General features: G+C 69.5%; 4 protein-coding genes. 2 read left to right on the plus strand and 2 right to left on the minus strand.

Translation table 11 applies throughout. The features are described from left to right. Positions 1 to 112: 112 nt before the first annotated feature. Both IEZ11_RS51905 and IEZ11_RS11660 read left to right on the plus strand, forming a co-directional pair. Positions 113 to 11,029: a LamG-like jellyroll fold domain-containing protein gene (locus IEZ11_RS51905; RefSeq protein WP_189262595.1), complete on the plus strand. Its 10,917-nt coding sequence runs from the start codon at positions 113 to 115 to the stop codon at positions 11,027 to 11,029. Next, complete coding sequence (locus IEZ11_RS11660) at positions 11,026 to 11,403, plus strand: hypothetical protein (RefSeq protein ID WP_189262596.1); 378 nt, start codon at positions 11,026 to 11,028, stop codon at positions 11,401 to 11,403. Before IEZ11_RS51905 ends, IEZ11_RS11660 begins: the two co-directional genes overlap by 4 nt. A 311-nt stretch (positions 11,404 to 11,714) precedes the next feature. On the opposite strand, the gene IEZ11_RS11665 is transcribed toward IEZ11_RS11660, so the two are convergent. Continuing rightward, on the minus strand, positions 11,715 to 12,179 hold the full coding sequence (locus IEZ11_RS11665; protein WP_189262597.1) for a DUF6114 domain-containing protein: 465 nt from the start codon (positions 12,177 to 12,179) through the stop codon (positions 11,715 to 11,717). Further along, positions 12,179 to 12,877: a DUF6230 family protein gene (locus IEZ11_RS11670; protein ID WP_189262598.1), complete on the minus strand. Its 699-nt coding sequence runs from the start codon at positions 12,875 to 12,877 to the stop codon at positions 12,179 to 12,181. Before IEZ11_RS11670 ends, IEZ11_RS11665 begins: the two co-directional genes overlap by 1 nt. Positions 12,878 to 13,198 lie beyond the last annotated feature (321 nt).

Raw genomic sequence — 13,198 nt, forward strand, 5'->3', positions numbered from 1 at the left:
TGCCAATGGCCCGGGATATATGGCTGTCCCGGGTCGTCGTGCCGCTGATAGAAGATCCGGCTGTCTGGAGTTGGATGTCGGACATCGCTGGGGGGCAACGATGATGGGCCGCTTGTGGAGATCCGTCCGGTACGTGCCGATGGCGCTGCGGGTGACGGCGTTCGTGGCGGTCCTCGCGCTGGTCGGGGTGCAGGGCGGCCAGGCCGCCCAGGCGTTACCGCGATCGGCGGCCGCCACCCCCGCCACCCCGGTACAGCAGGCCGGCACCGCGGCGGGCAGGAAGCACGCCGTCCCGGCCTCGGCGACCAGGAGCAGAGCCGGGACCGCGCTGCGCCACTCCGGGCCCGGCAAGGTCAAGGGCGCGGTGGGGGCGTACCAGGCCCATGGCGCGAAGAGCGCCCCCGTGAACTCCGGCAGCCGGATCCACAGAGCCCCGAAGCCCGTCGCCGCACCGGCGGCGAAGAAGCCGAGGGGCTTTTCCGCGTCCACCAGCGTGGAGCAGCCGAGGCTCGACACCGCCACCACGACCGTCTTCAAGAACGCCGACGGCACCTACACCGCGCAGGTCCACACCCACGCGGTCAACTACCGTGAATCCGACGGGACCTGGGCGCGCATCCCCGCCGACGCCACCGGCACCACCGCCCCGGGAACGGCTTCCGCGGCCTCCTACCGGACGGCCGCCGCCACCGGCAACCCGACCGGCCAGGGCAACGCCTCCTCCTCGACCTACGTCGAGTCCGGCGTCACCCAGAACTTCCACGGCAACGGGCAGCTGTACGTCGGGAAGTACCAGAGCCACGACTACACCTCGTTCCTCCAGTTCAGCGGCTTCGGCACCCAGTTCGCCAACGACTACGTCGTCAACTCCACGCTCTGGCTGGACACCGAGTTCTCCGGCCTGGACACCACCGGCGCGTGCTCGGCCGAGGCCGTGAACGTCGCCCCCGTCTCCGCCTCCTGGGACCCGGCGAAGATCGACACCTATCCCGGGCCCGCGGCCGGCGCGCAGATCGGCACCGCCTCCTTCGCGGCCGGCACCGACTGCTCCAACGGCCGTCAGTGGGAGGGCATCAGCCTCGACACCAAGACGGTGATGAACTGGGCGCACGGCTGGGCGGCCAACTACGGCCTGCGGCTCAGCGCGGCCTCCACCGCGGCGGCGGCCAAGGAGTTCTACGCCGACGACCCCTACCTGGCCATCGAGTACACGCCCAACGGCGCCGGGGCCTCCTACTCCGAGGTCAGCTACGCCTCGCCGTGGAACAACCAGCCCGGCTGGGGCAAGGTCACCGTGCAGAACCGCGGCACGGCCACCTGGACGCCGACCAACGGCTACAAGCTCTCGTACCAGCTCTACACCGTCTCCGGCACCACCCGCACCCTGCTCACCAGCCCCGCCGCGACCCCGGCGGTGATGCCCTCGACGGTCGCGCCGAACAAGCCGGTCACCGTCACCGCGTCGATTCCCGCGCTGACCGCCGGGCAGACCTATCTGATCTGCTGGGACATGTCCTACAACGGGACGCTGTTCTCCACCTACGGGGTCCCGCAGACCTGTTACTCGCTGCCGGTGGTCAACAACCCGCCGATCGTGGACACGTTCACGCCCGGCAACAACGGCTCGGTGTTCAGTCTCACCCCGACGCTGGCCGTGACCGCGCACGACCCGGACAACTACCCCGGCACCGCGTTCAGTTACTCGTTCAACGTCTACGCCAACGGCTCGACGACCGCCCTGGCCTCCTCGGGCGCACTGACCACACCGGTGTGGACCGTCCCGGCGGGCAAGCTCGCCTACGGCAAGACGTTCTACTGGACCGCCCAGGTCAGTGACGGCAACGCCGCCTCGCTGTGGTCCGCGCCCGACTACTTCACCATCCCGGCCGCGCCCCAGCCGCTGGTCACCGCGCATCTCGGCGCGGCCCCGTACGACGCCACCGTCAAGGGCGTCGACCCGCAGCTCGGCGACTACTCGACACAGACCACCGACGCGACTATCCCGGGCCCGTCCGACGGCCCGACGCTCAGCGTCCAGCGCACGTACAACAGCCTCGACCCCGGGGTCTTCAAGGCGTTCGGCGCGGGCTGGTCGTCGTTGCTGGACATGCGCGCCACCGAGGACGCGGACGGCTCCGGCAACGTCGTGATCACCCTGGCGGACGGACGCCAGGAACGGTTCGGCGCCAACGGCGACGGCACCTACAGCCCGCCGGCCGGCGACTACGCCGTCCTGTCCGCACCGGCGGACGGATACGGCACCTCCGGCTTCATGCTGACGGAGAAGTCCGGCACGCGGTACTTCTTCACGAACCAGGTCACCGATCCCGTCACCGGCCAGACCTACTGGGGGCTGACCCAGTACGGCAACCGCGACGGCCACGGCCTGGACATCAACTGGCTGCCCGTCACCCTCACCCTTCCGGACGGCAGCACCATCAAGCCCGAGGAGCCGACGGGGTTCGGCTACGTACTCGCCCAGGACAACGGATACAACAACGGCGACTTCAACGGTGCCGACATGGGCACCACGCTCCAGCTCACCTGGGGCGTCCAGCAGGTCACCGCTTCCGACGGCACCGTCAAGAACGTCCCGCACGTCGACAAGGTCACCTCCAAGCCGGGCCTGTTCGCCGCCACCCGCAACCCGTGGACGTACGGCTACGACTCCGCCGGCGACCTCACCTCGGTCTGCCCGCCCGCCTCCAGCAGCTCCACCGCGACGGCCTGCACCCAGTACAGCTACACCGCCGGCGCCGCCTCCGGGTCGCACTTCGCCTCGATGGTCCTGGACTCCAACCCCACCGACTACTGGCGGCTCGGTGACACCACCGGCTCCGCCACCGCCAAGGACGGCGTCGTCGCCAACGAGGGCACCACCGACGCCACCGCCGCCAACGTCACGTTCGGCCAGGCGGGCCCGCTGGCCGGCACCCCCGCCACCGCGGCCTCCTTCAACGGCACCAGCTCCTACCTGGCGCTGCCGGACAACCTGCCGGCCAACGCGAGCAACCTCGCGGTCGGCATGTGGTTCAGGACCACGCAGGCGGGCGGGACGCTCTTCTCGTACCAGAGCGGAAAACCCGGTACCGCCGTCTCCGTGAACTACACCCCGTCGGTCTACATCGGCACCGACGGCAAGATCCATGCCGAGTTCTGGGACGGCAAGGCCACGCCGATGGCCTCGCCCGCGGCCGTCAACGACGGCAAGTGGCACTACGTGGTGCTGTCCGGGGCCCGCACCAGCCAGACCCTGTTCCTCGACGGCGCCCAGGTCGCCACCCGCACCGGCAGCACCATCACGGTGAGCGGCCAGCCCTACACCACCGTCGGCGCGGGCGAACTCGCCGGATCCTGGCCCTCGATCCCCTCCGCGAACGCCCTGGGCTGGTTCAACGGCCAGATCGAGGACGTCTCCTTCCTCCAGCACCCGCTCGGCCTGCCCGCCGTCCAGCAGGAGTACGCCTCGGCCACCCTCGCCTCCCGCGAACTGACCGGCACCACCCTGCCCTCCGGCAAGACCGCGCTCGCCGTCGGCTACGACGCGCTGACCGACCGCGCGTCCACCGTCACCGACGCCGACGGCGGCGCCTACCAACTGGCCACCCCGGTCACCACCGGCAGCAACGACTACTACTACGGTGCCGTCCGCGGCACCCGGCCCGCCCACGACTACCCGATGACCGAGCCGGCCGGCCTCACCGCCGCCGACCAGTACGGCGTCGACCGCCCGGCCGGCGGTGCGTCCGACGGCATCTACAACGACGTCATGCTCGGCGAACCCGGCATCTTCGGCCCGGGCGGGGACACCGCGGCCGGCTTCAACGGCACCGACTCCTCCCTGTCACTGCCCGCCGGAGCCCTCGACGACAGCAGCGGAACCGCCTCCGTCGCCCTGTGGTTCAACACCAAGCAGGCCGGCGGCGTCCTCCTCTCGTACCAGAACGCCCCGATCGGCTCGGTGCCCACCAGCTACACCCCGGCCCTCTACATCGGCACGGACGGTCTGCTGCACGGCCAGTTCTGGGACGGCACCCTCTCCCCGATGGCCTCCAAGGCGGCGGTCAACGACGGCAACTGGCACCTCGTGGTGATGACCGCGAGCGGCACCGGCCAGACCCTGTGGCTCGACGGACAGAGCCAGGCCACGCGCACCGGCAAGACCATCGCCGGCCAGGTGAAGACCTGGGGCGAGACCACGGTGAGCGTCGGCGCCGGATACGTCGCCGGCTCCTGGCCGAAGCCGCCGGCCAACGCGCAGGGGTACTTCAACGGCGAGATAGGCCAGGTCGGCGTCTACCAGACCGACCTCGGCCAGAGCAGCGTGGAGGCCCCGCTCGGGCTGTACACGGCCAAGGGCTCGGCCACCCTGCTCATGCCGTCGACCACGCTGACGGTCACCGACCCCGCGCAGCACACCGAGACGTACACCTTCGACCCGTCGAACGGGAACCGCACCACCGCCGTCACCGACGCGGGCGGCGGCCGGACGACGTACGCCTACGACTCCCTCGGCTTCCAGGACGCCGTCACCGACCCCGACGGGCACTCGACCAGCCGTCAGCACGACGTGTACGGCAACGTCCTGGCGACGACGACCTGCCGCCAGGTGAACTCCTGCCAGACCTCCTACTTCAGCTACCACACCGACGCGGCCGACCCGATGGACCCGCTCAACGGCAAGGTCCTCTACGCGGCCGACGCCCGCTCCGGCGCGACCGGCACCGCCAACCCGGCCTACCGGACGGCCTACACCTACACCCCGTTCGGCGCCCTGGCCTCCGTCACCACGCCCCCGACACCGGACTACCCGAGCGGCCGGAAGACCAGGTACACGTACTACAACGACAACGAGAGCTTCACGGACAACATCGGCGTCGCGTACACCGAGGTGTACGGGATGCTCGCCACGGTCACCGACCCCAGTGGCAAGGTCACCCGCTACCACTACTGCGGCACCGACCACCTCGGGGAGGTCTGCAGCGAGACGGACCCGTCCGGCCAGGTCACCTACTACCTGAACGACTTCCTGGGCCACCTCACCACCAAGGCGGTCAGCTCCGCCACCTACCCGGTGACGTTCACCTCCTCCGGCGCGCCGGTCGGCGGCGTACAGACCGCGTACACCTACGACGCGCTGGGCCGGACCCTCACCGAGACCGGTCCGGCGACCACCGACGCGGTCAGGGGCGTCACCCACACCCCGAAGACGACCTACGCCTACGACGCGGACGGCGACCTGACCGGCACCTCGACCGCCGACACCACCGGCCAGGACACCACCCGCGCCACCACCTACGTCTACGACGACAACGACCGCGTCAAGACCGTCACCGACCCGGCCGGCCAGGTCACCGGGTACACGTACGACAGCTTCGGCCGCCGGACCACCGAGACGAACCCGGCCGGCACCACCTACCGCTACACCTACGCGCCGACCGGGCAGCTGCTCACCACCACCCTGCTCGGCTGGACCGGCGACCCGACCGCGCCCTCCGACCCGACCGACCTGGTCGTGGAGTCCCGGGCCTACGACCCGGCGGGGCGGCTCGCGTCCGTCACCGACTCCATGGGCCGGACCACCGCCTACAGCTACTTCGACGACAACCTGCTCCAGTCGCAGACCGACGCCTCCGGCACCTCCGTCGCGAGCACCACCAAGGCCTACGACTACGACGCCGCCGGCAACATGACGTGGGAGTGCGACGTCTGGTCCGGAACGTCCTGTCTCAAGCAGACCCAGTACACCGTGGACGCCGCCGACCGGACCGCCAAGACCGTGGTCGACCCGTCCGGCGTCAACCGGACCACCGTCAACACCTTCGACCCGGACGACAACGTCCTGTCCCGCATCCTCACCGGCGGCGGCCAGACCCGGCAGCTCGGCTACTCCTACGACGCCGCCGGGAACCGCACCGCCCAGTCCGTACGGACCGACACCACGGGACCGACCGGCTACTGGCCGCTCGCCGAGGGCGCGGTCGCCGCCGCCGACTCCTCCGGCAACGGCTTCACCGGCACCCCGTCCACCGGCACCTCCTGGGGGCCGCCGGCAAGCAACTACACGTCCTTCAACGGCACTTCGGGCGCGGTCCTCACCAGCGGCACACCCGTCGTGGACACCGGCAAGGCCTTCTCCGTCTCGGCGTGGGCCTACCTGAGCGCCACCAGCACCACCAAGGACTTCACGGTCGTCAGCCAACAGGGCGCCCAGAACAGCGCCTTCCAGCTGGAGTACAACCACACCACCAAGTCCTGGGCCTTCGTCCGCGCGAGCAACGACACCAGCACGGCCACCAACTACGTGGCCAGCGACCCCACTGCGGCCACCGCCGGCACCTGGACCCACCTGGTCGGCGTCATGGACGCGCTCGGCAACATGAGCCTGTACGTCAACGACGTAGAGGTCAGCGGCATCTGCACCAACTGCACGTCGGTGACCGACCCCACGCCGATGGCCAGCACCTCGGGCGTGGCGATCGGCCGGGGCAAGGCCGCAGCCGCCTCGGTCAACTGGTTCGCGGGCCGGGTCCGCGACGTCCAGCTCTACGGGCGTGAACTCAAGCCGAACGAGATCAGCCAGCTCTACACCTCCTCCACCACCACCGGAGAGTCCCCGGTCACGGTGGGCGCGGCGGGCTGGTGGAGGCTGGACGACGGTGAGAACCCGTCCGCCGGCGACCACTCCGGCGCCGGGAACGCCGGCACGCTGAACGCCTCGACGAGCTGGGCGACGGAGAACGGCGGCTCCGCCGTCTTCGCCGGAGCCGGCCAGATCGCCACCGGCGGCCCGGTCGTCGACACCACCAAGAGCTTCTCGGTGTCCGCCTGGGCGAAGATCACCAGCACCCCGACCGGCACCTGGCAGACGGTCATGGCCCAACAGGGCACCCAGGCCGCCGGGTTCTCGCTCGACTACAACCCGACCGCGGGCCGGTGGGCGTTCGACCGCGCCACCACCGACGTCGCGTCCCCGACCCTCGCCGGTGCCACCTCGACCGCCGCCCCCACCCTCAACACCTGGACCCACCTGGTCGGCACCTACGACGCGAGCAGCGGCAAGATGACGCTCTACGTCAACGGCACCGCCCAGAACACGGCGACGGACACCACCCCGATCGCGAGCTCCGGGGCGTTCGTCATCGGCCGGGGATACACGGCCGGCGCGGCCGCCCAGTACTTCAACGGCTCGGTCGGCAACGTCCAGACGTACAACCGCGTCCTGTCCGCCACCGAGGCCGCCGCGCTGCACACCTCGGCGGCCGGCACCGCGGGTTCCGCGCCGCTGACCACCACCTGGACCTACGACCAGCGCGGCCTGCCGGTCACCATGACCGACGCACGCGGCAACGCCGCCGGCGCCACCGCGTCCGCGTACACCACCACCTACGCCTACGACGAGGACGGCCGCCTCACCACCACGTCCTCCCCACCCGTCAGCACCGAGACCGGCGGGGGCGCCGCCCAGCAGACCGTGGCCGTCGCGAAGTCGGGCTACGACACCTTCGGCGAACCGGTCGAGACCGACGACGCCGACGGCGACATCGTCACCACCACCTACGACCTCGACGGCCGCGTCCAGGCCGTCTCCCAGCCGGCGTACACCCCACCGGACGGCTCCGGCACGGTCACCCCGACCACCTCCTACACCTACGACGCGCTCGGCGACGTCCACACCGAGACCGACCCGCTGCAGCACACCGCGTCGTACGTCTACGACCAGCTCGGCGACCGGGTCCAGCAGACCCTGCCCGGCGGCCTGGTCACCCACGTCGGCTACGACACCGACGGCGAGGTCCTCAACACCACCGACCCGACCGGCGCCAGGACCGAGGCGACGTACGACGCGCTCGGCCGCGAGGCCACCAGCACCCAGGTGGAACGCAGGCCCGCCCCGGCCGCGTACACCACCCACTACGGCTACGACGGACTGGGCGACCTGACCTCGGTCGAGGACCCGCTGGAGAACACGGCCACCGCGACCTACGACGCGCTCGGCGAGACCAGCACCGTCACGGACCCGCTGCACAACACCACGTCCTACGCATACGACGTCGCCGGTCAGCTCATCAGGACCACCGCCCCCGACCTCACGGCGACCACACAGGGCTACGACCAGGCGGAGCGGCTCGTCTCGGCCGCCAGGCTCGACGCGAACGGCACCACCCTCAGCTCCACCTCGTACGGCTACGACGCGGCGGGCAACCAGATCTCGGCGACCGACGCCCGTCAGCACACCACCACGGCGACCTTCGACGCGCTGAACCGGACCGTCAGCCAGACCCAGCCTGTCGACGCGAGCACCTCGATCACGACCTCTTTCGGCTACGACGCCGCCGGCAACGAGACCCGCTACACCGACGCCGACAAGAACGCGACCTATTACACCTACAACCCGCTGGGCGGGCAGGAGACCAGCGTCGCCCCCAGCGTCACCGGTCTCACCTCGGCCGCCGACCGCACCACGACCTTCTCCTACGACGCCGACGGCAACCAGCACACCCTCACCCGCCCGGGCGGGGTCACGATCACCGAGACCCACGACGAGAACGGATTGCTGACGGCCGAGTCCGGCACCGGAGCCGAGGCCACCACCGGCGCCCGGGTCTTCGGTTACGACGCCGACGGCCGCCTCACTGCCGTCTCCGCACCGACCGGCACCGACACCTTCGCCTACGACGACCGCGGCCTCCTCCTCACCATGGCGGGTCCTGGCGGCAGCGCGAGCTACGGTTACGACTCCAACGGCGACATCGCCACCCGTACCGACGCCACCGGCACCGCCACCTTCGGTTACGACGCCGACGACCGGGTCAACAGCGAGACCGACCCGCTGACCGGCACCACGGCCACGCTCACCTACAACCAGCTCGGCGAGACCAAGTCCGTCACCTACGGAACGGGCGGCGCGACCAGGTCCTACGACTACAACGCTTCCCACCAGCTCTCCTCCGACGTCCTGAAGAGTTCATCGGGGACCACGGAGGCGTCGGTCGCGCGCACGTACAACGCCGACGGCCAGATCGCGACCCAGACCACCACCGGCACGGCGGGCTCCGGCACCAGCACCTATGACTACGACTACGCAGGCCGTCTGAAGTCGGCGGCCACCGGCTCGGCCACCACCAGCTACGGTTACGACGCCAACGGCAACCGCACCGGCGCCGGTGCCGCCACCGCCACGTACAACGCCCGCAACGAACTGACCTCCGTCACCAGTGGGTCGGCCACCACCTCGTACGCCTACACCGCGCGTGGGACGACGTCGAGTGTCACCTCCGGCGGCTCCTCCACCACCTACACCTCCGACGCCTTTGACGAGCTGACCGCGACCGGTACCGGCGGCAGCTACAGCTACGACGGCCTGGGCCGGCTCACCACCGCGAGTTCGGGCGGCCGCAGTGCCGCCTTCAGTTACGCCGACGCCACCAACAACCCCGTCTCCGACGGCACCCAGAAGTTCGCCCGGGATGCGGGCGGCGGTGTGCTCGCCGTAAGCGCGGCCGACGGTACAGGCGCCGGCCTCGCCCTGACCAACAGCCACGGTGACGTCACCGGCACCTTCACCGCCACCGGCTCGGCACTAGCCGGCTCCACCGCCTACGACCCCTACGGCACGCCCACCGCCACCAGCGGTAGCCGGACCGACCTCGGCTACCAGTCCGGCTGGACCGATCCGGCCACGGGCTGGGTCAACGCCGCCGCCCGTTGGTACAACCCGGCCAACGGCGACTTCACCAGCGCCGACCCGGTGAGCAACCCGCCCACCCCCGCCGTCAACGCCAACCCGTACGCGTACGGCAACGACGACCCTCTGGACGCCACGGACACCTCCGGCCACGACGCCTGCACCAGCGACGACATCAAGGCCCAGGAGGAGGCCTACGAGGCGCAGCAGGCCTATCTCAAGCAGTGGCAGGCGGGCGCCTGGGACCGCATGGAGAAGTACTCCCAGGATCAGTACAACGCCTGGAAGCGTGAGTACGCCCGGGAGATGGCCCGCAACGAGGCCGACGAACGGGCCCTGCAACAGCAGATCGCCGACCAGGAACGGCAGTTCGAGAACGAGTTCAACGACGCCATGAACTGGGAGCCGTCGGGCCACTCGGGCGGCCGCGGTTCCGGGTCCGGCTCGGACAGCGTCTCCTACGGCAACTCGTACGGTTCCTACGGCTCGCACGGCTCGTCCGGGAGCAACTACTCGTCCCTGTACTACGGAGTCGCGGCCGGAGGGGCGCTGACCTACGGCTACGGCGCCGCGAGTTCCGCGAGTGGCGGGGCCGCCGCCGAGGGCCTGGAGGCGGTCGGCGACGTCATCTGGGAGGAACTCGCCTCCGCCGGCGCCGAGGAACTCCTCTTCGGTCTCGTCCTGGCCGCCTCGGCGGACGACGACTGCGGCGCCCACGGCGTCCCCACCCGCCCCAAGAACCAGAACCTCGGCGGCGTCAACACCACCCCGATCATGGGCACCACTCCCGACGAGGACGCCGCCGCGGCGGCCGGGCACGACGCGACCAGCTCGACGGCGACCGACGACCAGGACGTGACGACCGAGCAGACCGCCACCGGCAGTGGCAGCGGTACAGGCGGTGGTTCAACGAACCCGACGTCGACCGACGGCTGTACATCTGAACCGAACGAACCGGACGAGTCGAGTGGGAACCCCTTCGGGTTCCGTAGTCCCAACCCGAATCATCCGCCGAATGAGGCCGTCATGAGAGCGATGGCCAGGCAACCCATCCACGAGAGTTCCGTCGACTGCTCTGAAATCGCGGAAAACCTTCTCAGAGCCGCCGGCGGCGAGGGCCGAATCATCTCCCTGAAGGGTGAGGGTGAAAACCTGCTGGTCCCAGAAGGTGGTACCACCGTCGAGTACTCGTATCACCAGGTATACACCGACGGGCGGTATGTGTACGATCCGCGAATGAGCTCTGACGCGATCCCGCGGGGTGATTTCATGAAGATGATCAAGTCGCTCAACCCGGGGCTCAGGTTCGGACCTCCCGGTTTCGACGGGCCGTTCTCGTGATCGACTCCACGGATGTGCTGCGTGCCTTGGGCGCCCGGGGGACCGTCCAGTGGTCCAGGATATCCGTCGGGCGTGATCCTCTCGATTCGCTGGTTCGACCGCCGATGGTCGTATGGCGTTACCGCGATCCGCATGACCGGGTGCGCGCCCAGTTCCAGCGGATCTCGGCGCAATTCGATGGCGCCGTCGAATGGACGGTGGACCTCTCGGCGAAAAACTGGGTCATCATGACCCGGAGGTTGAAGCAGGAATTCGCGCAGGCGGCACCGGGGTATACGGGCGTCCTGTCGGATCTCAAGAACGCCGATCAGGATTTCTGTATCCGTGCGACCGCCGATCTGGGCAGTCTACTGGAAATAATCCGGAAGCCCTGAGGAGGAAGACGAGGGCGCGGTGGATTCGGCGTCCTGGGTCTTCGCGTCTGTCCCGCGTGCGGTCGGACACCGTCGCTGTGGCGGACCGCAGACATGCAACTGTCGTTCGCCGCGCCCGGCGGAATCTAGGTGCCCCAACACGCTGCGCCGGATCCTCTCGTGGACCATGCGCGGAGAGAGACCTGCCGCCTGGTGGTGGCCGTCACGGTGCTCGCCGTGGCCACAGCAGCGGAGGGGGTGGGGTAGCGGGTGTCCGCCCCCACACGCGCGGAAAGGCGGACCGATACTCGTCGGTCCGCCTTTCCGTGGTTTCAGGCCGGTTCTCCCGCGCCTTCCCCGAATCCCTGCGTCTGCTGCGCGGCTTCCCGCGCGGCCTCGCGCCGCTTGCGGCGGCTCACCCGCGGTTCCTGGTCCGGCAGCCAGCCGAAGATCATGCAGCTGCCGACGGCCCCGAGGGCGAGGCCGAGGACAAAGCCGCCCAGGTTGGAGGTGACCCAGCTGCCCAGGGAGCACAGCATGCCGAGGATGGAGTAGAAGAGGCGCTGTGAGGGGCTGAAGAGGGTCAGCAGGCCGCACAGCACCATGACCGCCGGCAGCAGATAGCCCGCCACGCCCTGCATACCGATATGAACGACGACCTTCAGCGAGGCCTTCACGGTGAGCAGGATCCAGCAGCCGCCCAGGGTCAGCAGCAGGCCGCCCAGGAACGGCCGACGGGCCCGCCAACCGCGGAAGGCGGGCCGCCACCCCTGATGGGGAGAGTCTGTGCCGGACATCAGCAACCCGTGTCGCTGAAGCTGAGTTTCAGGCCGGGAAGCGTGAACGTCCCAGCGGTGGTCTTGTAGTTGGTCTGCCGCAGGTTGTCGATGTGCACGGTGTCGGCCTGCTGGCTGAAGACGCCGATGGGGCCCTGGACCCCGGCCTTGGTGAGCTGGCTCGCGTCGTTGCCGATCTCGATGTTGTTGAAGGACGCGTCGCCCGTCAGCAGGGTCGAGTCGGTGGTCAGATCGGTCGCCTGCACCTTCGACGAGCCGCTGCCCGCCTTGATGAGCAGGTTGGTGCCGCCGAGGTCGACGCTCTGGCACAGGGTGTCCAGGGTCGCCTTCTTGATCGCGGAGGTGACGACCAGCACCTGGCCGCCGGTGTCACCGGCGTTCGGGCTGCCGTCGGCCATGGTGTCGAGCGCGCCGAACTGTTCGAAGCCGGTGCCGTCGAGCGACTTGGCGGTGACCGTGAAGGGCATGCCGGAGATGAACAGCGTCACTCCCAGCACCCCCTGGGCGGTCAGGACCCCGATACCGGCCAGGGCAAGGGTGGCCGGCACCGCCATCATGGCGGCCCTGCGGCCCCGGACCCGGCCACGTCTCGGTGCCGCTCCGGTGCCCTCGGTGGTCTCTGGTGTTGCGGAAAGAGAACCGCTTCCCGGGTTCTCAGGCGTGTTGTCGGCGGACGGAACGTCCGGGGACTCGGCCATGTCTGCTCCCATGCATTAGTCACGCGGGTTGGGCTTCAGTGGCACGTTGTCCTGGCGCGGACACCGGCTGCCGCGCACGCCTCCTCGCAACTCCCGGCGGGTGCAAGGGCTTTCTCGTTACGCAGCAGTAACCAAGCGGCAAGTTACCGGCGGTTACCTTTCAGGGTCAAGGTAGTTGTGAAAAAAGAGTGTTGAATTCGCGTCAATTATGTTCCGACCATGCATTCCCATGATCGAATGCCCAACTCCCTTGATCGGCCTTGACGCTGACGGGCGATCAGGTCTACAACTCTCCCTGGTTTCATTCGGATCCGTGGCGCC

It is taken from the genome of Streptomyces fuscichromogenes (assembly GCF_014645815.1).
Taxonomy (GTDB): domain Bacteria; phylum Actinomycetota; class Actinomycetes; order Streptomycetales; family Streptomycetaceae; genus Streptomyces; species Streptomyces fuscichromogenes.

Excerpts from the sequence above, each read along its gene's own strand:
- IEZ11_RS11665 (WP_189262597.1), bottom strand. The coding sequence starts at position 12,179 with ATGTCCGGCACAGACTCTCCCCATCAGGGGTGGCGGCCCGCCTTCCGC.
- IEZ11_RS11670 (WP_189262598.1), bottom strand. The coding sequence starts at position 12,877 with ATGGCCGAGTCCCCGGACGTTCCGTCCGCCGACAACACGCCTGAGAAC.